Origin of the sequence: Methylobacterium sp. 275MFSha3.1 (genome assembly GCF_900108435.1) — a bacterium.
GTDB lineage: Bacteria > Pseudomonadota > Alphaproteobacteria > Rhizobiales > Beijerinckiaceae > Methylobacterium.
This window is the reverse complement of record NZ_FNWP01000035.1, coordinates 15,557-39,673: the sequence shown is the minus strand read 5'-3', so window position 1 is coordinate 39,673 and position 24,117 is coordinate 15,557. Positions and strand designations below refer to the sequence as shown.

Genomic DNA, 24,117 nt, shown 5'->3' with positions numbered 1-24,117 from the left:
TCTCGATGATGTCGCCGATCGTCTGGGTCTTCTCCGACAGGCTGACGATGTTGCCCGCCACCGCCTCCGCCTGCTCGCGGATCGCGTCCATGGCCTTGGCGGTGTCGGAGACCGCGCGCAGCCCCTGTCGCGAGGTCTGGGCGGTGGCCTGGGCGGTGGCGATCACCTCGGTGGCGCGCTTGGAGATCTGCGCCCCCGAATGGGTGATCTCGTCGACCGTGGCGGCGGTCTCCTGCACGGCGGCGAACTGCTGCTCGACCGAGGCCGCCTGCTCCTGCGCCGAGGCGCGGATCTCGGCCGCGGCCGCGTTCAGGTCCGCCGTCGCCGCCCGGTTCGTCCGCGCAAGGTCCGACAGACCCGAGACCATCGTGTTCAGCGTCGTGCTCAGACGGCCCACTTCGCCGCCGGCGCGGACATCGAGCGTGCTCGACAGGTCGCCCTCGCCGACCCGTCCCACGAAGCCCATCACCGCCACGAGAGGCCTGACGACGAGGCGGTTGATGGCGATCCCGATGCCCAGGCAGATCAGCAGCGTGATCAGCGTTCCGCCCCAGAGGGCGAGGCCCTCGTTGCGCTCGCTCCGCGCGACGCGATCGGCCAGCGCGGCCCGAACCGCTCCTTCGAGACCCTCGATGGCCGCGAGCTTCTCGCGGAAGGTGTCGAACAGCCGCTTGCCCTGACCGTCCGCCTCGATCTTGACCGCCTCGTCACGCTTCGCCGGATCGGCAGCGATTCGCACGACGACCTCGCCGACCTCGGTCTGCCAGCTGCGGGCCGCGGCCACCGCGTCGGCCAAGAGGCGCGTCCGCTCGGGATCGTGGCCGATCAGGGTCCTGAGCCTGTCGATCGCCTCGTCCAGTGTCTGGCGCCCCGTGCGGTAGGGCTCCAGGCTGCCGTCGCGGCCCGTGATCAGGTAGCCGCGCACTCCGGTCTCCTGGTTGAGCATGGCCGCGCGGAAGCCGTCGAGGGCGCGGATCAGCTGGTTGGACCGGCTCCGGGCATCGGTCGCGTCCCGCAGTTGATCGGCCGTGATCAGGACCGCGCCGCTGGTCAGGACCGACACCAGGGCGATGACACCGATCGCACCGCCCAGGATGCGGTTGAGGCCCAGCGTTTGCGGCATCGTCTGCTTCATCCTACGCGGCCCGGCGGACGGCTCTGGCTGAGCCGCGACCGGGGCGCGCTCGCCTCTTAGCGCCGCCGCCCGGCGGATGCGAGCCGCAGCGCCGGGTGCCGGTGCGATATTTACGAATTGTAAACCGACGAGCGACTTGTACTTGTGCAAGCGAGCGATTGTGTATGCATCTAAATAGCGAGAGCCGCAGTTTTCGATCGTAAAGTTTTTTCAGAGGGCGTTTGCGTCGCGCGAGATGTTGATTTCTTTCCTGATCGATACCGATCGCAAAGCGGATCCACTCGACGCGAACCTTCGCGCGCGCGCCCGCGTCGAGCAGCTCGACGTCGCGCTCCGTCTGGTCCCCTTCACGATTCTTGTGAGCCTCAGCGTCGTACAGGTCATCGTCTACCTGTTCTGGCAACCGGGCAACCGGGTCTACCTCGCCGGGCTCGAGGCGCTCGTCCTGCCCCTGGCGGTGGTCTCGCTCCAGCAGTGCTGGCGCTGGCGCTCCCGTCCGAAACCCCTCGAAGTGCCGTCCTCCTTCGTCCAGGGCGTGGTGCTGGCCGCCCAGGCCTACGGCCTCCTGCTGGCCTCCATCCCGGTCATGCTCTTCGCCGGGGCCGATGCGCACGGGCGGCTCCTGATCGCCTCCAGCATCGCGGGCCTGATCGCGACCGGCATGAGCGCGGCGGTGCTGCCCCGCGTCGCCATCGGCTATTCCGGCCTGATCATCCTCGGCTCGTTCATCGCCCTCGCGACGACCGGGGAGCCCTTCTACATCTACGTCGCGGTCCTGCTGTTCTTCTACGCGATCTTCATCTGCTTCACGATCGTGCATCTCAGCCGGCTGTTGACGATGCGGGTCATCGCGCAGATTGAGCTGGAACGGCAGCAGGAATTCACCCACCTCCTGCTCAACGAGTTCGAGGAGAGCGCCAGCGACTGGCTCTGGGAAACGGATGCCGACCTGCGCCTCCAGCACGTCTCGCCGCGCCTGATCGAGGTCGCCGGCTCCTCCGAGCGCCAGCTGATGGGCCTGCCCCTGGAGCGGCTGTTGCTGCCGCCGGTGGCGCCGCCCAGGAGCCACTCGAGCACCACCTTGTGGGGCTGCATCGCCGAGCGGCGCGCGTTCCGGAACCTGCACCTGCAGCTCGACATCGCCGGCGAGCGGCGGACGTGGTGCCTCAGCGGCAAGCCGACCTTCAACCGGGCCGGTGCCTTCTCGGGCTATCGCGGCGTCGGCTCCGACGTGACCGAGAAGCGGCGCTCCGAGGAGCGGCTGTCGTATCTCGCCCTGCACGATTCCCTGACCGATCTGCCCAACCGGGTCCTGTTCCATCAGCTCCAGGAAACGGCGCGGGAACGGCTCGCGCAGGGGGACCGGTTCGCCGTGCTCGCCCTCGACCTCGACGAGTTCAAGAGCGTCAACGACACCTTCGGCCACGCGGCCGGCGACAGGCTCCTGAAATCGGTCGCCGAGCGGCTGCGGAGCTTCGAGGCGTCCGACGTCCAGCTCGCCCGTCTGGCGGGCGACGAGTTCGCGGTTCTCGCGACCGGACGGAGCGCCCGGGACCTGCACGGCATCGAGTCGCTCGCGAACGGCATCGTCGAGGCGCTCGCGTCGCCGTTCACCATCGACGGCATCCGGCTGTCCGTCAGCGTCAGCATCGGGATCGCGATCGCCCCGCAGGACGGGTGCCAGGAGATCATGCGGCGGGCCGACCTCGCCCTCTACCGCATGAAGAGCGAGGGCCGGAACGGCTACCGCTTCTACGAAGCGGAGATGGATGAGCGGATCGAGGCGCGGCGCGCCCTGACGGCCGACCTGCGGGGCGCCCTCGATCGGGACGAGTTCGTCCTCTACTTCCAGCCGATCGTGGCGGCCAAGGAGTGCCGCGTGCGCGGCTTCGAGGCGCTGATCCGGTGGAAGCATCCGGTGCGCGGCTTCGTCTCGCCCGGGGATTTCATCCCGCTCGCCGAGGAGACCGGGGTGATCATACCGCTGGGCGAGTGGATCCTCCGTGAGGCCTGTCGGATCGCGGCGGGCTGGCCGGGAGATGTCCGCATCGCCGTCAACCTGTCCCCGCGGCAGTTCCGGCACTCGGACCTGACGCAACTCGTCCGCTCCGCGCTGCGCACGAGCGGGCTCGCCGCCCCGCGCCTGGAGCTGGAGGTGACCGAATCGGTGTTCCTGGAGGCCACGCCGGCGATCAACGCCACGCTCGCCAAGCTCCGCGAGATGGGCGTGCGGCTGTCCCTCGACGATTTCGGAACCGGCTACTCGAGCTTGAGCTACCTGCGCCGGATCGCCTTCGACAAGATCAAGATCGACCAGAGCTTCGTCCGCGACCTGCCGCAGGAGCGGAGCGCTGCGGCGATCGTGAACGCGATCATCGACATGGCGACGAGCCTCGACATGACGATCACCGCGGAGGGCGTCGAGACGGACGCCCAGCGCGCCTGCCTGCTGGAGCAGGGGTGCCACGAGTTCCAGGGCTACCTATTCAGCAAGCCGCTGCCGGTCGAGCAGGCCGCCGCGCTGGCGCGCAGCCGTCAACTCCTCCCGGCGGCGGTTCGGGCGGCGTGAGGCGCGGTCAGACGCCGAGCGGCGCGACGCCGGTCGTGCCGCTCCCGCCCGCGACGGCGTGCGGGGACGTCTTCGGCCAATAGGGCAGGAAGCCCTCGATGATCGCCCGCGGAATATCGAGCGGGCGATAGTGGACGGTGTCCACGAACATCAGCGACTGCTCGCCCCGGCCGAGGAGGCCGTTGACCTCGCTGTGGATCTCGTGCGCCAGGGTCACGAACTTCCGGTTGTGGCTCGCGATCGAGATACGGACGGTGACCGGCTCGAATTCCATCGCCTCCCGGCGGAAGTCGTGCTGGAAGGACTTCGTCAGGATGTAGAAGTCCGTCGATTTCAGGTCGAAATCTGGCATGCAGATGTTGAAGAACAGCTCGCGGGCCTTGCCCACCCAGCGCACGTAATTGGCGAAGTAGACGTTCCCGACCGAGTTGGTGTCGTCGTAGGTCGGGATGAGGCGCAGGACGAACCAGTGCCCGTCGAACCCGTGCGACGCGACGGCGTCGGTCTGGTCCACCGCCACGGGCACCGGCGCCGCCCGCGGCGCCCGCTCCGCCGCCGGAATCAGCTCCGCGACCGGCGGCGGCGCGCGCCAGCCGAGGACCTCGGCGATCATCGGGAGTGCGCCGATCAGGCCGATCAGCGGCGCGATGGCCAGCAGCGCCCAGCTCGGGGCCAGATAGCCCGTCACGAAGATCAGGCACGCCGTCGCCCCGATCATGGAGGTGAGAACCGGGTCGTAGCGGCGGGTCGCGCCGAGCGTCTCGCACACGAGACACGCCGCCGCCCCGACGAGGAGCGTGGCGAAGGGCATCATCAGGTAGAGGAGCGAGAGGTTCGCCCAGATCGCCGCCGCCGCTGTGGCGAGCGCGGCACCGAGGATCCAGACCGGCGACGCCACGAGGCCGGCCGGCACGAAGGCGAGGAGCGGGGAATTGCTGCGAGCCGTGACCGAGATCCCGAGCCAGCGCGTGGCGCTGTAGAAGCTGTCGATCGTGGTCGCGGCGGCGATCGCCGTCCAGATCACGAAGGCCACCGCGACGCCGGTCGCGGGTTCGCGCCCGATCGCCTGCGCCACGGCCGCGTAGGCTCCCGACAGGCCGTCGGACGAGACGACCGGCATGCCGAGCCCCGCCCGCGCGGCGATGAGCGCGTTGATCGTCAGGAGACCGAGGAAGAAGAGCGCGCCGGTCACGTAGGCCGCGCGCACCGACCCGCCCGAGCGCCGGATCTCGACCGCCCGCTGCCACTGCTGGATGTCCATCCAGGGGCCGAGCAGGAAGCCGACCAGCGAAGGGACGACGAGCCCGTAGAAGCGCTCGTCGAAGGCCTGCAGCGGGACGTCCCAGCCGTCCCGGTGCGCGGACAGACCGCCGAGCAGGATCACGCTCGCGGCGAGCCCGACCGCCAGCGCCCCGCAATGGACGATGCGGATCCCGCGCAGCGGGACGGCGTGGCCGAGCGAGCAGGCGACGAGGACCAATGCGATCACGGCCACGGCGGCGTCGTGGCCGAACAGGGGAAGCCACGCGTAGGCCGCGAAGCCGAAGATCGTGATCGCGACGGCGAAGAACTGGGCACCCATGAACAGGAGCGCGTAGGGGCCCTGCACGGCGGCCACGATCGCGTCGAGATTCCGACGGGGCGCGCCGAGCATCCAGCCGAACAGGCCGAGACCGATCGCGTTCGGCAAGGCGAAGGCAAGGAACCCGAGCCAGCCGTATGTCAGCGTGACATGGATCGCGTAGAAAAACCCGAGCCCCCAGAACCACGACAAAGCAATCGTGGGTGCCCAGGCCGCGGAGCGGATGAACTGGGAAGGCATTGTGGCTTCAAGCGCTCCGGACCTTAAGCTGCAATAGCGTATCAGATTCGTTTCGGGAATATGGCGAACCCAAAAGAAGGCGGATACAAGAAATTCAGTGAGGGAAAAGCATCGGGCTGCTCCGCCACGGCCGGCGATCCGAGGGGCGCGCGTGTCCTACAGGCACCCGCCACGGCGCCGAGGCCCGGGTGATCCGCCTAGTCGGCGAGCGTCTTCCGACCGTCGCGGACCAGATCGACGAAGTTGCAGACCAGGGCCGCTTTCGCGGGCGACCACAGCGCGAAGACGTCGGCGCGGATGCGGGGTCCCTCGAGCGGCCTGTAGACCACGTCGGCATGCGCCAGCCGGGCGACGTATTCCGGGATGATGGCGATGCCCAGGCCGGATGCGACGAGGCTCGTCAATGAGGCCGCCTCGACGGCCTGATGGGTGATGGTGGGGACGAACCCGGCCTCGACGCAGCAATCCCAGAGATACTTGGCGAACAGCGAATCGGACATCCGGAGGAACACGAACCGCTCGTCGCGCAGGTCGGCGAGCCGGAGGCTGCCCCGCGCGAGACGGTGCCCCCTGGGAAGGACGACCTGCACGGTCTCGCTCCACGCGCGGACCCGGACCAGATCGGCATCCTGCGGCGGGGCTCGCAGGAAGCTGACGTCGGTCTGCCCCGCCTTCAGCATCGCGATCTGGCGATCCGGCGACATCTCGTGGATCCGGAGATCCACCGCGGGATAGACCTGCGCGAAATCCCGGATCGCGTGCCCGAGCGGCCCCGCGAGCATCGAGCCTGTCAGGCCGACATTGATGATGCCGGCGGTGCCCGCGCCGATCGCCCGGGCGCGCTCGACGGCCTCGGCGGCCCGCTCCAGGAGCCCGATCGCCTGAACGTGAAAGTCGTGGCCGGCCCGCGTCAGCGCCACGCGCCGGGTCGTCCGCTCGAAGAGAGCCGTCCCGATCTCCGCCTCCAGATCGCGGATCTGCTGGCTGAGCGGCGGCTGCGCGACACCGAGGCTCTCCGCGGCGGCGGTGAAGCTCAGGTGCTTCGCCACAGCGACGAAGTAGCGGAGATGGCGCAGTTCCATGGGCGGATTAAAACTCTGAGCGTTTCAAACTAAATGAAATAGATATTTGACGTCTAGATCGTTCGGCACGATTTTGCCGCCGGGAAGGCCGAGCAGGCATCGCTTTGCACAATGGCGCCGCGCCGCGCGGTCGGGCTCGACCGGACCCGCCCATGAGAGGCGGGACGATCGCGGTTGGGTCGCGGCGAGCCTTCCGAGGGAGATCGCGATGAAGCGCTTGTTCGGGTCGCTGTTCGGGCAGGTTGTGGCCGCCCTGATGATCGGCATCCTCGTCGGCCGGCTCTGGCCCGACTTCGCCGTCACCCTCAAGCCGCTGGGCGACGTCTTCATCAAGCTCATCAAGATGGTGGTCGCGCCGCTGGTCTTCGGCGTCGTCGTGCACGGCATCGTCGGCGCGGGCGACCTCCGGAAGGTCGGTCGCGTCGGGCTTAAGTCCCTGATCTACTTCGAGGTGGTGACGACCATCGCGCTCGCGCTGGGACTCGTCCTCGCCTACGTCTTCGCGCCCGGTCACGGCATGAACGTCGATGTGGCGACCCTCGATGCCAAGTCGCTCGCCAGCTACACCGACCGGGTCGGGCAGGTGACGGGCACCGTCGACTTCCTGATGAAGATCGTGCCGACGACCTTCATCGACGCCTTCGCCAAGGGCGACATCCTCCAGGTCCTGCTCCTCGCGATCCTGTTCGGGGCCGGCCTCTCGCTCCTCGGCGAGCGCGGCAAGCCCCTGGCCGACAGCCTGGAGCGCATCACCGAGGTCCTGTTCCGGATCATCGGCTTCATCGTGCGGCTGGCGCCGCTCGGCGTGCTGGGCGCGGTCGCCTTCACGGTCGGGAAGTACGGCGTCGGGTCCCTGAAGCAGCTCAGCATGCTGGTGATGCTCTTCTACGCCGGCGTCGCGCTCTTCGTGGTCGTGGTGCTCGGCAGCATCATGCGGCTCGCGGGATTCAGCCTCTTCAAGCTGCTCGCCTACCTGCGCGAGGAGTTGACCGTCGTCGCCGGCACCGCCTCGTCGGACTGCGTGCTGCCGCAGGTCATGCGCAAGCTGGAGCGGCTCGGCATCAAGGAATCCACCGTCGGCCTCGTGATCCCGACCGGCTACTCCTTCAACCTCGACGCCTTCTCGCTCTACCTGACCCTCGCCACCGTGTTCATCGCCCAGGCGACCAACACGGACCTGTCCTTCGGCCACCTGATGCTGATCCTCGGCATCGCGCTCCTGACCTCCAAGGGCGCCCACGGCGTGCCCGGCTCGGCGATCGTCGTCCTCGCCGCCACGCTGTCGGCGGTGCCGGAGATCCCGGTGATCGGGCTGGTCCTCGTCCTGTCGGTCGACTGGTTCGTCGGCATCGCCCGCGCCCTCGGGAACCTGATCGGCAACTGCGTCGCGACCGTCGTCATCGCCGCCTGGGAAGGCGACATCGACCGAGTGCGGGCCAACCGCGTCCTGAACGGCGAGGACACGACCGACACGGCGGAGATCCTCGAGGCACCCGTCGCCGAGCCGCGTACCGCGTGACCAGCTCCCCGACAGACGTTTACAGCTTGAAGTCGAATTCTGGAGACCGACCATGAGCGCTGGAGCCTACAACCCCCCGTGCGGTGGCCTACCCGGCCAGACGCGGCTGATGACCGGCCGCGCTGTGTTCACCGAGGCCTACGCGGTGATCCCCCACGGCGTGATGAGCGACATCGTCACCAGCCTCCTGCCGGGCTGGGACAGGACCCAGGCCTGGATCGTGGCCCGGCCACTCTCGGGCTTCGCCGAGACCTTCGCCCAGTACCTCATGGAGGTCGCCCCCGGCGGCGGCAGCCAGGCCCCCGAGCCGGAGCCGCAGGCCCAGGGCGTCCTGTTCGTGGTCGCCGGCACGGCCAGCCTCACCCTGGAGGGCGCGCGGCACGCCCTGCGGCCGGGCAGCTACGCCTACCTCGCTCCCGGGGCGGCCTGGGCGCTGCGCAACGACGGCGACGCGCCCGCGCGCTTCCACTGGATCCGCAAGGCCTACCAGCCCGCCGCCGGCCTCGACGCGCCGACGTCCTTCGTCACCCACGAATCGGCGGTCGAGCCGGCCGGCATGGTCGGCACCGACGGCGCCTGGGCGACGACCCGCTTCGTCGCCTCCGACGACCTGCGCCACGACATGCACGTCAACATCGTCAGCATGCGCCCGGGCGCCTCGATCCCATTCGAGGAGACCCACGTCATGGAGCACGGACTGTTCGTGCTGGAGGGCAAGGCGGTCTACCGGCTCAACCGCGACTGGGTCGAGGTCGAGGCGGGCGACTTCATGTGGCTGCGCGCCTTCTGCCCCCAGGCCTGCTACGCGGGCGGGCCGGGCCCGTTCCGGTACCTGCTGTACAAGGACGTCAACCGCCACCCGGCGCTGGCGCCGCGCGGGCTCGGCCGGTGAGCGCGGGCGCCCGCACGGTCGTCGCCCGGCCGCTGACGGCCGAGGCGTTCGCGCCGTTCGGCACGGTGATCGACGCCGCCGCGGCGGCGCCGCGGCCGATGAACGGCGGGATGGCGCGGCGCTTCCACGATCTGGCGGCGGTCGAGGTCGTGGGCGAGGGGTCGCGGGTGGTGATCGGGCTGGTCGAGGCGCAGCCCTACCCGGTGCCGCTGCGGCTCGGCCTGGTCGAGCGGCACCCGCTGGGCGCGCAGGCGTTCCTGCCGCTGAGCGCGGCGCCGTTCCTGGTGGTGGTCTGCCCGGACGCGGAGGGCCGTCCCGGCCCGCCCCAGGCCTTCGTGACGGCGCCGGGGCAGGGGGTCTGTTACGCGCGCAACACGTGGCACGGGGTGCTGACGCCCTACGGCCAGCCGCAGGACTTCGTCGTGGTCGACCGCGGCGGCCCGGGCGTGAACCTCGAGGAACACACCTTCGAGGAACCCTGGACGGTGCATCTGCCCGGCCGGGACTGAGGCCGAGCGCGCCATCCGCGCCATCGTCGCGTCGCCACGGTCTCGCGCGGCCGGGGCCGCCTCCGGTCGCCCCGTATCAGCGGCGGCCGGATGCAATCATTCCCGGGGACGCGGCCGCGAAAGTCCGTTGACTGGCACCGGTCAGCGGCTATCGAGGCCGCAATCAGGAGTCCGCACCAACGCGGACCCGAGGAAACGCCGGGCCCCGCGCCCGCACCGGAAAGGCCGCCATGTCCCCGTACCGCACGCCCCTGTCCCGCCGCCGATTCCTGGCGACCGGCTCGACGGCCCTCATCGCCGGTACCGTGGCGGCACCGCACGTGGCGCGGGCGCAGAAGGCGGAATTCACGTACAAGTACGCCAACAACCTGCCCGACACGCATCCGATGAATATCCGCGCCCGCGAGATGGCGGAGGCGCTGCGCACGGAAACCGGCGGCCGGTTCGACCTCAAGATCTTCCCGACGAGCCAGCTCGGCTCCGACACCGACACGCTCAGCCAGCTGCGCTCGGGCAGCGTCGAGTTCTTCACGATGTCGCCGCTCATCCTCTCGACGCTGGTGCCGAACGCGTCGATCAACGGTATCGGCTACGCCTTTCCGAGCTACGACGCCGTCTGGCCGGCCATGGACGGCGAGCTCGGCGCCTGGGTCCGCCAGCAGATCGCCAAGGCCGGCCTCGTCGCCATGGAGAAGATCTGGGACAACGGCTACCGCCAGACCACCTCGTCGACCAAGCCGATCGCCACGCCCGACGACTTCAAGGGCTTCCGGATCCGCGTCCCGGTTTCGCCGCTCTGGACCTCGATGTTCAAGGCCTTCGACGCGGCTCCCGCGTCGATCAACCTGAACGAGACCTACTCGGCCCTGCAGACCAAGATCGTCGAGGGCCAGGAGAACCCGCTGGCGGTGATCTCCACGACGAAGTTCTACGAGGTGCAGAAGTACTGCTCGCTCACCAACCACATGTGGGACGGGTACTGGTTCCTGGCGAACCGCCGCGCCTGGGAGCGACTGCCGGCGGACCTGCGCGAGACGGTGGCCCGCCACATCAACGCCGCCGGGATGAAGGAGCGGGCCGACGTCGCTCAGCTCAACGCCAACCTGCAGGCGGACCTGTCGAAGAACGGGATGGTCTTCAACAAGCCCGACCCGGAGCCCTTCCGCGACAAGCTGCGCAAGGCCGGCTTCTACGCCGAGTGGAAGGGCCGGTACGGCGACGAGGGTTGGTCGCTGCTCGAGAAGGCCTGCGGGAAGCTCACCTGATGGGCGCCGCGGGGGCGCCGCGCGGCGGGGTCGCGCCGTGCTCCCGGCGGGTGATGAATCTCGCCCATTTCCTGCGCCGCGCCGCGCGCCGATTTCCGAACGCGGTGGGGCTCGCCTGGGGCGAGCGGCGCTGGACCTGGGCCGAGCTCGACGCCCGGGTCGACGCGATGGCGGCGGCGCTCGCCGCCCGTGGCGTGACCAAGGGTGATCGCGTCCTGGTCCAGGCGCGCAACAGCAACCAGCTGTTCGAGTCGATGTTCGTCTGCTTCCGGCTCGGGGCCGTCTGGGTGCCGGCCAATTTCCGGCAGACGACTGCGGAGATCGCCTATCTCGCCCGTGCCAGCGGCGCCTCGACGCTGATCTGCGGCGCGGGTTTCCCGGAGCACGCCGCCGCGGTGCGCGAGGCCTGCCCGGACCTGGACCGCGTCGTGGCGATCGGCGACGCGGCCTTCGGGGCCGGCTACGACGCGCTGGTCGCCGACCATCTGGGCGCGGCCGCGCCCGTTGCCGATGTCGAGCACGACGATCCGTGCTGGTTCTTCTTCACCTCCGGCACGACGGGCCGCCCCAAGGCGGCGGTTCTGACCCACGGCCAGATGGCCTTCGTCATCACCAATCACCTCTGCGACCTGATGCCGGGCACGACGGAGGCCGACGCGTCCCTGGTCGTGGCGCCGCTCTCGCACGGCGCCGGCATCCACCAGCTCGCGCAGGTCGCGGCCGGCACCAAGACGGTGCTGACCGCGGGTGAGCGGCTCGATCCCGAGGAGGTCTGGGCTCTCATCGAGGCGTGGCGCGTCACGAATCTCTTCACCGTGCCGACCATCGTCAAGCTGCTGACTGAGCACCCCGCGGTGTCGACGCACGACCATTCCAGCCTGCGCCACGTCATCTACGCGGGCGCGCCGATGTACCGGGCGGACCAGCAGCACGCGCTGCGGGTGCTCGGGCCGGTGCTGGTGCAATACTTCGGCCTCGGCGAGGTGACGGGCAACATCACCGTGCTGCCGCCCCGCCTGCACGCTGCCGAGGACGGGCCGGACGTCAAGGTCGGCACCTGCGGATTCGAGCGCACCGGCATGCAGGTCCAGATCCAGGACACGGAGGGCCGCGAGTGCCCGCCGGGCGCCACCGGCGAGATCTGCGTCTGCGGCCCGGCCGTGTTCGCGGGGTACTACGACAATCCGGAGGCCAACGCGGCGGCGTTCCGCGACGGCTGGTTCCGGACCGGCGATCTCGGCCATCTCGATTCCGAGGGCTTCCTGTTCATCACCGGCCGCGCCTCGGACATGTACATCTCTGGCGGCTCCAACGTGTATCCGCGCGAGATCGAGGAGAAGCTCCTCACGCATCCGGCGATCACCGAGGCCGCGATTCTCGGCGTCCCGGATCCCGGCTGGGGCGAGGTCGGCGTCGCGGTCTGCGTCGCCCGTCCCGGGGCCGCGGTGCAGGAGGGAGAGCTGATCGCGTGGCTGTCCGCGACTGTCGCCCGCTACAAGTTGCCTCGGCGCGTGTTCTTCTGGGAGGCCCTGCCGAAATCCGGCTACGGCAAGGTGACGAAGCGCGCGATCCGCGAGGGACTTGAGGCGCGGGGCGACCTGCCCCTCGACGGGCAGGCGAGGCCGCAGGCCCGATAGGGCTGTCGCGATCCCATCCGGTTGATGCGGCATCCCGTCTTTGCGAGCGGAGCGAAGCAATCCAGTCAGCGCCACGATCTCAGTGGACGCGCCGCCCTGGATCGCTTCACTTCGCTCTCGAGGACGCCAGAGGCGGAATCGGCCTCCATATGCGGGATGCAGTTTCAGCGAGCCGCGTCGACCTAAGGGGTCCGATTGGTGGCAGACAGTCCGAGCGGTAAGTCGGGCCGGTCCACATCCCTCCGCGCACATCATGATCTCGTTGCATGACAGCTCCGAGATGCAGACCCTGACATGTCCCCGGAGCCGCGCCCATATTGCAGTGCAGCACGCCGGGCCCCCGCCCGGCCACGACCGGGATCTCGGCACGATGACCACCCTCGCGAATCTCGTCAGCCGGCTCGAGGGGGCAGTGCGGCGCGCCGCGGCCGAACGCTACGCCGAGCAGCGCGAGCGGATCGCGCGGACCGGCGGCGCCGGCATGATCTGATCGCGCGCGGCGCGTCCCCGCGGTGGAGATCGTCAGAGGAAGCCGATCGAGAACCAGGGGACGAGGATGATGGCGAGCAGCCCGACCAGCAGGGCCACGATGTAGCCGACGATCGGGCGCATCCCGGCATCGGGATGGATCCGGCTGATGGCGCAGGCGGCGTAATAGCCGACGCCGAAGGGCGGGGCGAACAGGCCGATGCCCATCGCGAGGATCACCACCATGGCGTAGTGGACCTCGTGCACGCCCACCGCCCGGGCGATCGGGAACAGCAGCGGCCCGAACAGCACGATCGCCGGTATGCCCTCCAGCACCGAGCCCAGGATGATGAAGGCGAAGGCCGAGACGAACAGGAACCCGAGCGCGCCGCCCGGGAGGCTCTTCATCACCTCGGCGAGCGTCTGCGAGAAGCCCGACTGCGTGAGCGCCCAGGCCATCCCGGTGGCCGCACCGATGATCAGCAGGATCGCCCCCGACAGGGTCGCGGTGGTCACCAGCATCGGGTAGAGCCGCCGCCACTCGAACTGGCGGTAGATCAGCAGGCCGGCCAGCGCCGCGTAGACGATGCCGATGGTCGAGACCTCGGTGGCGGTGGCGATGCCCTCGACCACGGCGAAGCGGATCACGAAGGGCAGCGCCAGCGCCGGGATCGCCACCAGGAAGGCGCGGCCGATGACCCGGCCGGACGGTCGGGTAACGTGGCTCAGGTCCTCGCGGCGGTAGCGCCACCAGACCAGCGCGCAGAGCGTCGCGGCGAGCACGAGGCCCGGCATCAGGCCGCCGGTGAACAGGGCGGTGATCGACACGCCGGTGACCGAGCCGATGGTGATCAGCACGATCGAGGGCGGGATCGTCTCGGTCTGCGCGCCCGTGGTGGCGAGCAGGGCCACGAGGTCGCCCTCCTTGGCGCCGCGGGCCTTCATCTCGGGAAACAGCACGGGCGCCACGGCGGCCATGTCGGCGGCCTTGGAGCCGGAGATGCCCGAGACGAGGTACATGGCGCCGACCAGCACGTAGTGCAGGCCGCCGCGGACGTGGCCGAGCAGCGAGGCCAGGAAGCCGACCATGGCCTTGGCCATGCCGGTCATCTCGATCAGCAGGCCGAGGAACACGAACAGCGGCACGGCGAGCAGGATGAGGTGGCTCATGCCCTCGTCCATGCGGCCGACCACCACCATGGAGGGCGCGTCGGTGGTCAGCGTGATGTAGGCGAAGGTCGACAGGCCGAACGCGAAGGCGATCGGCACGCCGGAGAAGACCAGCGCGCCGACACCGACGACGAAGAACAGCAGCAGGTTGAGGTTCCCGAGGTTGGCGAGCCACGGCTGCAGCGCCAGGAGCGCGGCGGCAACACCGCCCCCCAGGATCAGCGCCCCCACGGTCAGTTTCCAGTCGGCGGTCTCCAGAAGTCGGATCAGCGCCACGATCAGCATGAGGCCGAGGCCGATCGGCAGGGCGGCGGCGCGCCACGCGTTGTTCAGCTCCAGCGCCGGCGTCTGCACGAAGGTCTCCTCGCTGGCGAACTCGAAGGCCGGCTCCAGCAGCAGGGCGACGAAGATCAGGCCGGCCACCAGCGCGACCGTCTCCAGGAAGGCGCGCAGGCGCGGGCCGCTCATGGCCACGAAAGCGGTCATGCGCATGTGCTCGGCGCGCCGGAAGGCGACCACGGCGCCGAGCATGGCGAGCCACAGGAACAGGATCGAGGCGAGCTCGTCCGACCAGATGATGGGATCGCGGAACACGTAGCGGCTGACCACACCGCTGAGCAGCACCGCGATCTCGGCCAGGACGAGCAGTGCCGCCGGGATCTCCACGAGGTGGCCGAGCCCGGCATCCACCCGGCGCAGCCAGCCCCGGGTGCGCAGCGGCGGTCCCGAAAATTCAATCCCCGCCGTCGACTCGACGGCCGCAACATCGATCTGCATGGCGCCCCTCCGTCGGGGCCGCTCCCGATGCCGCCGGCGGCGGGATCGACCCCACATGCGTCTTCGCGTGTGTCTTGCGGTGCGTCTCGGCGCGCCTTCGTTCTCCGATACCGTTATCCGATCCTGCGGAAAACGGTCCCGGTCAGTTTGCCCGACGCATCCTCACGATGCGACCGCGCCCCGTCGCCGTACTTCGTTTTCCAGTCCTTGTGGAATCTCTGCCGTTCAGCGGCGCGCGGACCTGCGCCAGCAGGTCGGCCGGCTCGCGGATGCGGGCCGCCCGAGCGGGTCGCGGAGCAGCGTGACAGTCTCCTAACCCAGCGGCATCCGCACCGGACCTTCGCCGCGGGGCAGTCCTGAGACGTTGTCGGCGTCGGACGCGTCGGTGATGAGGCGGGCATAGTCCATGCGGGCGGCGAGCCGCACCCCGAAATCCGGATGGGCGCTCAGGAATCGCGCCAGCCGCAGCGCCACGAGGTCGAAGGCGCGGTTCGGCTCGGCGGAGGCGCGCCCGACATGGTCGCACAACGCCTCTCCCGCAGGGGTCCGCGGGATGCCCTGACCCAACTGCTCGAACAGAAGGACGGCCAGCGTCTCTTCCGTCCTGCGCGATGCCCGACTGACCGCGCTCGGGGAGAGGTTGGACGGCGGAGAGGGGTACGGACGGCCTCATTCCGGGCAGGATGGGCCCGCGACCGGTGCCGCTGGGATCGGGCCCGGGCCGGCGATACGCCGGTCGCGGCGCTCCGGGATCAGGCCGACCGGTGGCCGCGGACCCGGACCGGTGCGGCGACCGGGACGATCTTGCCCTGCTGGGCAACCTCGCAGAGGGCCGCCACCATCGCGTCGGCCTGCGTCTCGAGGTCGGGCGGCCCGACATCGTCGCGCGTGTTGCGCCAGGCGATGAAGATGCAGGCGAGGATGGCCGACGCGCTGGCTGCCAGGGGTGCGATGATCAGCGCGGCGAGGGCGCTCACAGGCGCCAGGATCGTGGCTGTCGCGAGACCGCTGACGATGGCTGCGGCTATCAAGACGATCATCGGAGCCTCGCCCGATCTGCGTGGCCGAATCCCGTGCCCGTCCACCGTCATAGGATCACGTCACAAAGGTTTACGCTTCGTTAACGGGAAGCTTCCATCCGCTAATTCCGTGGCAGCTGTCCCGCCGATTGCTTGACGATCGCCCGTTCAGCGCCCGCGAGGACAGGTCGGGGCGCGAATTCGTGCCCCCGGCTCCGGTCTGCCGGTCGCGCAACACGACGAGCCGCGCCGTGGCCGGCCAGATCGCGGGCGCCGGCACGCCGGTGGCGCCGGTCTGTGCGGAGACTGTTCACGCCTTCGTGAGGTTACGCGCTGCAATCCGCTCGCGCAGCGTGTCGACCACATGCCCAGAAGTGTTCAAACTGATACGATCGGATCAGGCCTGGTACAGGGCGATCCCTTGCTGCTCAGGGTTGGGCAATGATAGCCCTTGCGCGTCCGGCGTGTAGGAATTCTGTCTCCAATGGCCATCGATGTTCGAGCTGTCGCGCGCCTGCGCGAGATCGCAGCCGTCATTGGCTGTCCGGTCGAGGCCTTCTACGGACCGGATGCCGAGGCCGTCGACCTCGGCATGACGCACGAACTCTTTCGCCTCTGGCACGCGATACAGGATCCGAGAGCGCGTCAGCGCGTCCTGAACAGCGCGCGGCGTGAGGCTCTCGGCGACGCGGTCCCCGGGACGGCCGCCGAATAGCCGCCGCGCCGTCAGCGCCCCTGTGCGATCCAGCCCAGGACCGTCGCGCAGCGCTCGGCCTGCTCGCGGGTCAATCCCGACGCGACGGCGGAGCCGTTGCGGTAGACCACGAAGGTCCCGTCGTCGGTCGCGCGGATCTTGACGGACGCCATCACTCGGCTCCCGACGTGAGAGCCCGGAGCTGGGAGAGGCCGGCCGCGGTGATCTGCCAGACCGCCACTGGACCACCCGGATCCTCGAGCGGGTCGATCCGCCGGAGATGCCCGGTGCTCTCGAGCGCCGTCAGTCGGCTGTGGTCGCCGGGCCAGGACGCGTCCGCCCTCTGACGGATCGTGATCTGGTAATCCCGTGCCTCCGCTGCCTTGTTGAGGAGACGGCGCTGGTGGTTCACTCGCATCGGCACTCCGGCTCAGCTCGGGTCGGTACGCAGTAACTACGGACAGGCTGGCCGATACGGTTAAGCTTGGCAACCCCGCGGTCGCAACGGGCTCTGGATCGTCCTGTCCAGAGGGCGGGCGGCGGGAGCTTCGGATCACCGGCGCGGAGCCGCCCTGCCGCGTCGATCCTGCGCGGCGCTCCGTCGAGCCGGGGCGGTTGCCGGCGCGACGTCGGCTTCGGATGCCGCGCTCCACGATCGCGGGCGCGGACATAGAGAGAGGCCGGCCGGGTTGCCCCGGCCGGCCTCTGGCGTTTCGCGGTGCGTTTCGCTTACCGCAGGAGCTGGAGAACGCCCTGCTGGGCTGAGTTGGCCAGCGACAGGGCCGAGATGCCCATCGACTGGCGGGTCGACAGCGCCTGCGAGTTCGCCGCCTCCTGGTTCAGGTCGGCGTTGGTCAGGTTGGCCGAGCCCGTCTGCAGCACGTTGATCAGCTGCTTGGAGAAGTCCTGGCGGTTCTGAACCACCGACAGGTTCGAGCCCAGGGAGCTCGCCGCGGAGGTCAGCGAGTTGCCGGCGCTGGTCAGGGTCGCCAGAGTCTTGTTGACGTCGGCGTTCAGCAGGAAGTTGCCGAGGCCGTTCTGGCTCGACGAGTTGTTCGAGCTGGTGATCGACGACAGGCCGAGACCGCTCGCCGTGGCGTCGACCGAGGCGACGTTGAGGGTCGAGCTGCCGGTGTCGTTGAACTTGATGTTCAGGTCATTGCCCTTGCCGGCAATGAGGTTGACGCCGTTGTAGCTGGCGTCGCCGGCGAGCTGCGTGATCTGGTTGAGCAGGTTGTTGTACTGATTGGCCAGCGAGGCGCGCTGCGTCACGCCCGAGATCGACAGGTCGCTGGACACCACGGTGCTGGCGGCGGTGCCGTAGGTCGAGGCGGTGGTGGCCGAGGCGGTGAAGCCGAGCGCCGTCTGGCTGCCGGAGTTCTGAAATTCCACGTCCGCCTGGGCGTTCAGGACGATCTTGGTGCCGGTGCTGTCGACCGAGAAGATCGCGCCGGCGCCGAACGAGCCGCTCGACGAGGTCGAGGCCGAGCTGACCGCAGAGTTCAGGGCCGCGACGGTGGCGCTGATGCTGGAGGAGGCGGCGACCGTGGCCGAGACCGAGGTGCCGTTGATCGTCATGAGCACCGTCTGGGAGGCGGTGCTGGCGCTGTAGGCGTTGGCGGCGGTGCCGGTGGTGGAGAGCTGGGTCGAGAGCGCCTGGTTGGCGATCGACTTGGCTTGGTCCACGAGCTTCTGGATCGAGGTGATGCCCTGGTTGGCGGCCTGGATCGACTGGATGCCGTTGGAGATGCCGTCGAGGAGGGAGTTCAGGCTCGAGGAGCGTCCGTCGAGGGCCTGGGAGGTGAAGAAGTTGGTCGGGTTGTCGAGGGCGGAGTTGACGGTCTTGCCGGTCGCGAGCCGGTTCTGGGTGGTCGCCATCAGCTGGGCGGTGTCCTGCAGCGAGAGCAGGTTCTGACGCGTGGCGGCCGACAGGGTGATCGAGGACATAGGTCTTATCTTTCTGATTTGATGCACCCGTTTCTCGGGTACGCCAGTAATCGTCCTCCAAACGTTTCGCGGGGGTTAAATCAATTGCCGACTCCCAGTGTGTCCGAAGTGATCGTTAATGAATCGATCCTTCAGGCGCTAAGTATTTACGGATCGCGGAGCGTGTTCAAGATCTATTAACCATCCGCAGCCATAAGCTGTGACGCAAACCAAGTCTGTCGCGCCTGCCCGACCGGTGCCGATCCGGTTCGGTCGGCGCGGCGGGTACGGGGCGCACCTTGCAGGGAGCTCAGATGTGATCGCTCAAGCGTCCGGTGATGTTGGCGCCGCGACCCCTTCCGCGTCGCCGAAGTTGCCCCATGTGGCGATCGCGATCCCCTGCGGGACCATGGTCCACGCGGACTTCGCCGTGAGCCTCGGATCGATGATGCACTCGCTCGGCGAGATGCCGATGTCGATCGTCGTCGGGAAGTCGTCGATCGTCGCCGATGCCCGCAACCTCGGCCTCGAATACGCGCAGAAGTACGGGGCGGAGTACGTCCTGTTCATCGACAGCGACATGACCTTCCCGAAGGACGCACTCCTCAAGCTCCTCGTGCGGCAGGTCGACATCATCGGCGCGACCTATTCCCGCCGCACCGCCCCGTTCCACTTCCTGGGCGACATCCTCCCGGAGCAGCCGGCCGACGCGCCGAAGGGTCTGCTGGAGATGTCCCGGATCCCGACCGGCTTCCTGCTGATCAAGTCCACGGTCTTCGAGAAGCTGAAGAAGCCCTATTTCCGCTTCCGCGTCGACGAGGAAGCCGGCGTGAACATCGGCGAGGACTTCGACTTCAGCGACCGGGCACGCGCCGCCGGCTTCCGGATCTGGTGCGATCCGTATCTCAGCAAGGAGCTCGGCCATATCGGCGAGCAATCCTTCAAGCTCTGACAGCGTTCCGCGCCGCGGCGCGCGACGCCCGACACGGTGAGGCGTGGGAATGAGGATCGCGATCATCACGCCGTCGAGGCTCAAACCCTCGACCCTGGCCGGAAAGGCCGGCCAGTACTTTTTGGAGCACGCGATCGCGAGCGCCAACGCCCAGGAGCTCGACCGGCCGGCGACGATCCACTTCTTCGTCGGGATCGACCCCGGGATCGAGATCCCGGCGCGGCTCGCCGCGCACCCGCAGGTCACCTTCGCGCGCGGCCCGCAGAGGGGCCAGATCCCCGCGCTGAACGCTGCCATCGCCGCCGTCGACGACAGCTGGGACCTCGTCGGCTTCCTCGAGGACGACGATCACTGGCTGCCCGCCTATCTGGGCTTCGCGCTGAGGGCCCTCGAGAGCTTCGATTTTGTCTCCTCGACGCAGCTCGAGACCGACGAGGCCGGCGAGGTGGTGCGGATCAACGACTTCGCGACGCCGTCGGGCTGGCTGATGCGGCGGACCACCTTCGCGCAGGTCGGCGCGATCAGCCCGGCCGCGAAGTGGCACTACGACAACGAGTGGCTCGGCCGCCTCGCCGAGACCGGCCTGCGCCGCGCCCACCTCGTCGAGGCGACGGCGCCCGTCACGCTGCAGGACGCGATCCAGGTCCGCCCGTGGCTCGCCAACGTCCTGCGCAACGGCGGCCCCAACGTGCAGCTCGTGCGGCACGGCTTCGTCCTGCCGCTGGTGTGCCGCCTCGTGCATCCGGGCTCCGGGACCTCGGATGTCGGCTCGGGCGGCACCTCCAAGGCCGAGAGCAACGCCGAGTACCAGCGGCTGGTCGACCGCTTCGGTCGCATCCCCTGGTGAAGGCGCCGGGTGGAGCACCCGACGCCCGCAGCCCCCCCCCTTTCCGAGGCGGCCGACCTAGGCGGTCCGCCCCCGAGCCCGCCCCCGCAGCGCGTCCTGGAACGCGGCGAAGACCCGGCGCATCTGCGGAGCCTTGTAGGGAAACAGCTCCGCCGAATCCATGTCGTGGACGACCATCCCGGTATCGGCCTCGAAGACCAGCAGACGGCCGTCCGCGCTCTCGGCGCAGTCGATGATCAGGTAATCGAGGCCGATCCTGCGGTGGATCTCGGCGAACGCGGCGCGGTGGCGCTCGGCGAAGTCGGTGTCGAACGTGGCCATGGCGGCGGCCTCGACCTGCCGCTTCACCGGATCCTCCAGCATGCCGGCGTTGAGGTAGTGGATCATCCAGTGATCACGGATGGCCATGTGGCAGAGGTAGGGCACACCGTCGATCAGTACGATGCGCAATTTCCGATAGAGGCCGTCGGGACCGCGGTAATCGCAGAACTGCGTGACGTAGAACGCCTCGGCCTCCGTCTGCGCGAGGTAGAGATGCAGGTCCTCCGCCCGGTCGATCTTCTGGAGGTCGTTGCCGGCGTGCGTGTCCAGAGGGCGCACGAGGAGCGGGTAGGTCGGGCCCTCGGCTCTGCGGGACGCCGCGGCGCTCAGGATGGAGCGGCTCACGCGGACGACCTCCGGCGCCAGGATCCCATCCGCCCCGCGGAGCGCGTCCGCGATCCCGTGGCGGGACGTCTTGAGGACGTGGCGCGGGTGATTGACGATCGGCCGCGTCCACTGGTCCGCCGCCGCCGCGAGGGCTTCCAGGAGCGGCTCGGCGGTCCGCGCGTAGGCGATGCCCGTGACGATGACGTCGTGCGCCGGCAGGTCGTGCGGGATCGGCTCGCCGGGGCGGAGATAGAGGTAGGTGAGGCCGAAATCGCCGTCGTTCAGCAGGAAGTCGATCGGCGTGTTGGCCATGAGATCGCCGGCCGTGACCAGGACGAGGACGCGGATCCGCGCCTGATCCGGGTTCGAGCGCAGCGAGAAGACCCGCTGTCCGTCCAGCACCTCTCTCTGGAGCGCGAGCCCCTCGGTGAAGCGGTGCTTCAGCAGCAGGATCGTCGCCATGTCCAGCGCCGTCCCGGCGTCGAGGGCGGAGTCGCCGCCTTCGGCGAGGATCTCGGCGGCCAGGGCGGCCATGTCGGCGCCCTCGAAGGCCGCCCGGATCAGGCGGGCCGGGCCGATCATCGGGTTCGGGTTGTCGATCCCCGCAACGTGCGCTTGCATCAGAGCCTCCGAGCCGTGGGGTCGCCGCAGCGATCCCGGAACCGCGATCAGGTGTTTCGAATCGCGCTCCGCGGCACGACGAACGCACTCTGATCGCACGGAGGTTTACGAAGCGCTAACCATGTTCTCGGTTCACCGTCGGAAGTCCCGGCCGCGACGCGGTGGCCGTGCGCGCGCGTCAGGCGTGCCTCACTCGCGCCGCGGCGCGGCGCCCGCGCGCCGGAGAGCGTCGGCCAGCGCCCCGCCGGGCGCCAGACCCGAACTCGGTCGGCTCCGCGGCGCGTCCTGCCGCGGCTCGGCCGTCCTCCGGGTCTGCTGGCCCGGCTCGACGGGATCGTCGAGCCGCAGCGACAGCGCGATGCGCTTGCGCGGGACGTCGACGCTGAGGACCAGCACCCGGACGACCTCGCCGATCCGGACGACCTCGGTGGGCGACGCGATCCGCCGCCGGGCCATCGCCGAGATGTGGACGAGCCCGTCCTGGTGGACGCCGATATCCACGAAGGCCCCGAAGGCCGCGACGTTGGTGACGACACCCTCGAGCTGCATCCCGGGCTTCAGGTCCCCGATCGTCTCGACGCCCTCCTGGAAGCGCGCCGTCTTGAATTCCGGCCGCGGGTCCCGCCCCGCCTTCTCGAGCTCGGCGATGATGTCGCGCACGGTCGGCAGGCCGAAGCGCGCATCGACGAAGGGCTCCGGCGCGAGGCGGCCGAGGAGGGCGGCGTTGCCGAGCAGGACGTGGATGTCGCTCTTCGTCGCCTGGAGGATGCGGCGGACTACCGGATAGGCTTCCGGGTGGACGCCCGACCCGTCGAGCGGGTCGTCACCGCCCTGGATGCGGAGGAAGCCGGCGGCCAGCTCGAAGGTCTTCGGGCCGAGCCCCGGGACCTTCTTGAGCGCCGCCCGCGTGCGGAACGGGCCCTGGGCGTCGCGGTGGGCGACGATCCGCGCCGCCATCGCGCCGCCGAGGCCGGAGACCTGCGCCAGCAGGGCCGGGGAGGCGGTGTTGACGTCCACCCCGACCGCGTTGACCGCGTCCTCCACCACCGCCGAGAGCGACCGCGACAGCTTCGCCTCGCTCACGTCGTGCTGGTACTGCCCGACGCCGATCGACTTGGGGTCGATCTTGACCAGTTCCGCCAGGGGATCCTGGAGGCGCCGGGCGATCGACGCGGCGCCGCGATGGGACACGTCGAGGTCGGGCAACTCCTTGGCGGCGATCTCGGAGGCCGAGTAGATCGAGGCGCCGGCCTCGGAGACCACGACCTTCGCCAGCGGCAGGTCCGGGTTCGCCGCGATGATCTCCGCGGCGAGGCGCTCGGTCTCGCGGGACGCGGTGCCGTTGCCGACGGCGAGAAGCTCAACGCCGTGCAGCCGGCAGAGCCGGCCGAGCGTCGCGACGGCCTCCCGCCAGCGCCGCTGCGGCTCGTGCGGGTAGGTCGTCTCCACCGCGACGACCCGCCCGGTCCGATCCGCCACCGCGACCTTCACGCCGTTCCGGTAGCCCGGATCGAGCCCCATCGTCGCCCGCCCGCCCGCCGGGGCGGCGAGGAGCAGGTCCTTGAGGTTCCCGGCGAAGACCGACACGGCCTCGTCCTCGGCCCGCTCGAACAGCCGGCCGCGCAGGTCCTGCTTGATCCCGGCCCGGATCTTCGTCCGCCAGGCCGTGCGCACCGTGTCGAGGAGCCAGGCATCGCCGGGACGCCCCCGCGCCGCGATCTCGAAGCGGCGGCAGATCGCCGTCTCGAAGGGCCCGGGAAGGCCCGGCGCCGACTCCTCCCCCTCCGCGGCGAAGCCGACGTCGAGCACCTCTTCCCGCTCACCGCGGAAGATCGCCAGGATCCGGTGCGAGGGCATGCGCTCCAGCCGCTCGCTCCAGTCGAAGTAGTCCGAGAACTTCGCCCCCTCGTTCGCCTTGCCCTTGCGCACCCGCGAGACGAGCTGACCGGTCCGCCAGTAATCCGCCCGCAGGCGCCCCACGAGGTCGGCATCCTCGCCGAAGCGCTCGATCAGGATGGCGCGGGCGCCCTCCAGCGCGGCCTCGGTGTCCGGCACGCCCCGCGCGTCCGACACGTAAGCGGTCGCGACCGCTTCGGGCGCGCGGTCGGGACGGCTCAGCAGGGCCTGGGCCAGCGGTTCGAGGCCGGCTTCGCGGGCGGATTGCGCCTTCGAGCGCCGTTTGGGCCGGAAGGGCAGATACAGGTCCTCCAGCCGCGCCTTCGTGTCGGCGGCGTCGAGGGCCGCCGCCAGGGGCAGGGACATCTTTCCCTGGGCCGTGATGCTCGCGACGATCGCGGCGCGCCGCTCGTTGAGATCGCGCAGGTAGGACAGGCGCTCCTCCAGCCTGCGCAGCTGCGTGTCGTCGAGGCCGCCCGTATTCTCCTTCCGGTAGCGCGCGATGAACGGCACGGTCGCGCCGCCGTCGAGGAGCGCCACGGTGGCCGCGACCTGCGCCTCCCCGACACCGAGTTCCTCGGCGATCAGAGCGTTCACGGATTTCATGGGTTCTCCGACTGGAGTCGCGGCGACGGACGGGCTGCCTGGGTGGAGCGCCAAGCCGTCGGA

General features: G+C 69.6%; 19 protein-coding genes and 1 pseudogene. 8 read left to right on the top strand and 12 right to left on the bottom strand.

Annotated features, from left to right (window positions below):
• On the bottom strand, window positions 1-1,123 hold a 1,123-nt coding region (locus BLW78_RS27890; protein WP_091683370.1), incomplete at its 3' end, for a methyl-accepting chemotaxis protein.
• 247 nt (window positions 1,124-1,370) lie between these two features.
• Here BLW78_RS27890 and BLW78_RS27885 point away from each other — a divergent pair.
• Complete coding sequence (locus tag BLW78_RS27885) at window positions 1,371-3,704, top strand: putative bifunctional diguanylate cyclase/phosphodiesterase (protein WP_091683364.1); 2,334 nt, start codon at window positions 1,371-1,373, stop codon at window positions 3,702-3,704.
• 7 nt (window positions 3,705-3,711) lie between these two features.
• On the opposite strand, the gene BLW78_RS27880 is transcribed toward BLW78_RS27885, so the two are convergent.
• Entirely contained in the window at window positions 3,712-5,526 is a 1,815-nt protein-coding gene (locus BLW78_RS27880) for an acyl-CoA thioesterase (protein ID WP_091683362.1), read from the bottom strand.
• A gap of 197 nt (window positions 5,527-5,723) precedes the next feature.
• Window positions 5,724-6,608: a LysR family transcriptional regulator gene (locus tag BLW78_RS27875; RefSeq protein ID WP_091683360.1), complete on the bottom strand. Its 885-nt coding sequence runs from the start codon at window positions 6,606-6,608 to the stop codon at window positions 5,724-5,726.
• A 208-nt stretch (window positions 6,609-6,816) separates the two neighbouring features.
• Between BLW78_RS27875 and BLW78_RS27870 the strand changes: the two genes are divergently transcribed.
• The 5 genes from BLW78_RS27870 to BLW78_RS27850 all read left to right on the top strand — a co-directional run bounded on the left by BLW78_RS27870 (window position 6,817) and on the right by BLW78_RS27850 (window position 12,430).
• Entirely contained in the window at window positions 6,817-8,127 is a 1,311-nt protein-coding gene (locus BLW78_RS27870) for a dicarboxylate/amino acid:cation symporter (RefSeq protein ID WP_091683358.1), read from the top strand.
• A 52-nt stretch (window positions 8,128-8,179) separates the two neighbouring features.
• Window positions 8,180-9,019, top strand: a complete 840-nt coding sequence (locus tag BLW78_RS27865) for a bifunctional allantoicase/(S)-ureidoglycine aminohydrolase (RefSeq protein WP_026604998.1) — start codon at window positions 8,180-8,182, stop codon at window positions 9,017-9,019.
• On the top strand, window positions 9,016-9,528 hold the full coding sequence (locus BLW78_RS27860; protein ID WP_091683357.1) for an ureidoglycolate lyase: 513 nt from the start codon (window positions 9,016-9,018) through the stop codon (window positions 9,526-9,528). The genes BLW78_RS27865 and BLW78_RS27860 overlap by 4 nt, the downstream gene beginning before the upstream one ends.
• Window positions 9,529-9,758: 230 nt before the next feature.
• Window positions 9,759-10,793, top strand: a complete 1,035-nt coding sequence (locus BLW78_RS27855; RefSeq protein WP_020093576.1) for a TRAP transporter substrate-binding protein — start codon at window positions 9,759-9,761, stop codon at window positions 10,791-10,793.
• Window positions 10,793-12,430 (top strand): acyl-CoA synthetase, encoded by a 1,638-nt coding sequence (locus BLW78_RS27850; protein WP_091683356.1) that lies wholly within the window; start codon window positions 10,793-10,795, stop codon window positions 12,428-12,430. Before BLW78_RS27855 ends, BLW78_RS27850 begins: the two co-directional genes overlap by 1 nt.
• A 522-nt stretch (window positions 12,431-12,952) precedes the next feature.
• Here the strand turns inward: BLW78_RS27850 and BLW78_RS27845 are convergent.
• From BLW78_RS27845 to BLW78_RS27820, 7 genes and pseudogenes are all read right to left on the bottom strand, one after another.
• Window positions 12,953-14,845, bottom strand: a complete 1,893-nt coding sequence (locus tag BLW78_RS27845; RefSeq protein WP_091683354.1) for a TRAP transporter large permease — start codon at window positions 14,843-14,845, stop codon at window positions 12,953-12,955.
• A gap of 250 nt (window positions 14,846-15,095) precedes the next feature.
• Window positions 15,096-15,487, bottom strand: a pseudogene (locus tag BLW78_RS27840) (LysR family transcriptional regulator); the annotation flags it as partial.
• A gap of 110 nt (window positions 15,488-15,597) precedes the next feature.
• On the bottom strand, window positions 15,598-15,885 hold the full coding sequence (locus tag BLW78_RS27835) for a hypothetical protein (protein ID WP_091683352.1): 288 nt from the start codon (window positions 15,883-15,885) through the stop codon (window positions 15,598-15,600).
• A gap of 376 nt (window positions 15,886-16,261) precedes the next feature.
• On the bottom strand, window positions 16,262-16,486 hold the full coding sequence (locus tag BLW78_RS31550; protein ID WP_170855269.1) for a hypothetical protein: 225 nt from the start codon (window positions 16,484-16,486) through the stop codon (window positions 16,262-16,264).
• Window positions 16,487-16,590: 104 nt separating this feature from the next.
• Window positions 16,591-16,731 (bottom strand): hypothetical protein, encoded by a 141-nt coding sequence (locus BLW78_RS31545; RefSeq protein ID WP_170855268.1) that lies wholly within the window; start codon window positions 16,729-16,731, stop codon window positions 16,591-16,593.
• Window positions 16,731-16,976 carry a membrane-bound lytic murein transglycosylase EmtA gene (locus BLW78_RS27825; protein ID WP_026604999.1) on the bottom strand — a complete coding sequence of 82 codons (246 nt, stop codon included), beginning with the start codon at window positions 16,974-16,976 and terminating at the stop codon, window positions 16,731-16,733. The genes BLW78_RS31545 and BLW78_RS27825 overlap by 1 nt, the downstream gene beginning before the upstream one ends.
• A 311-nt stretch (window positions 16,977-17,287) precedes the next feature.
• Window positions 17,288-18,505, bottom strand: a complete 1,218-nt coding sequence (locus tag BLW78_RS27820) for a flagellin N-terminal helical domain-containing protein (protein WP_091683348.1) — start codon at window positions 18,503-18,505, stop codon at window positions 17,288-17,290.
• A gap of 361 nt (window positions 18,506-18,866) precedes the next feature.
• Between BLW78_RS27820 and BLW78_RS27815 the strand changes: the two genes are divergently transcribed.
• Together BLW78_RS27815 and BLW78_RS27810 are read left to right on the top strand one after the other, a co-directional pair.
• Window positions 18,867-19,436, top strand: a complete 570-nt coding sequence (locus BLW78_RS27815) for a glycosyltransferase family 2 protein (protein ID WP_020093585.1) — start codon at window positions 18,867-18,869, stop codon at window positions 19,434-19,436.
• Window positions 19,437-19,485: 49 nt separating this feature from the next.
• Window positions 19,486-20,283, top strand: coding sequence for a glycosyl transferase family 2 (locus BLW78_RS27810; protein ID WP_091683346.1), 798 nt, complete (start codon window positions 19,486-19,488; stop codon window positions 20,281-20,283).
• Between the two features lie 57 nt (window positions 20,284-20,340).
• Here the strand turns inward: BLW78_RS27810 and BLW78_RS27805 are convergent, their stop codons facing one another.
• Together BLW78_RS27805 and BLW78_RS27800 are read right to left on the bottom strand one after the other, a co-directional pair.
• Window positions 20,341-21,552: an ATP-grasp domain-containing protein gene (locus BLW78_RS27805; protein ID WP_091683344.1), complete on the bottom strand. Its 1,212-nt coding sequence runs from the start codon at window positions 21,550-21,552 to the stop codon at window positions 20,341-20,343.
• 189 nt (window positions 21,553-21,741) lie between these two features.
• Window positions 21,742-24,054: a Tex family protein gene (locus tag BLW78_RS27800; RefSeq protein ID WP_091683342.1), complete on the bottom strand. Its 2,313-nt coding sequence runs from the start codon at window positions 24,052-24,054 to the stop codon at window positions 21,742-21,744.
• Window positions 24,055-24,117: the final 63 nt, after the last annotated feature.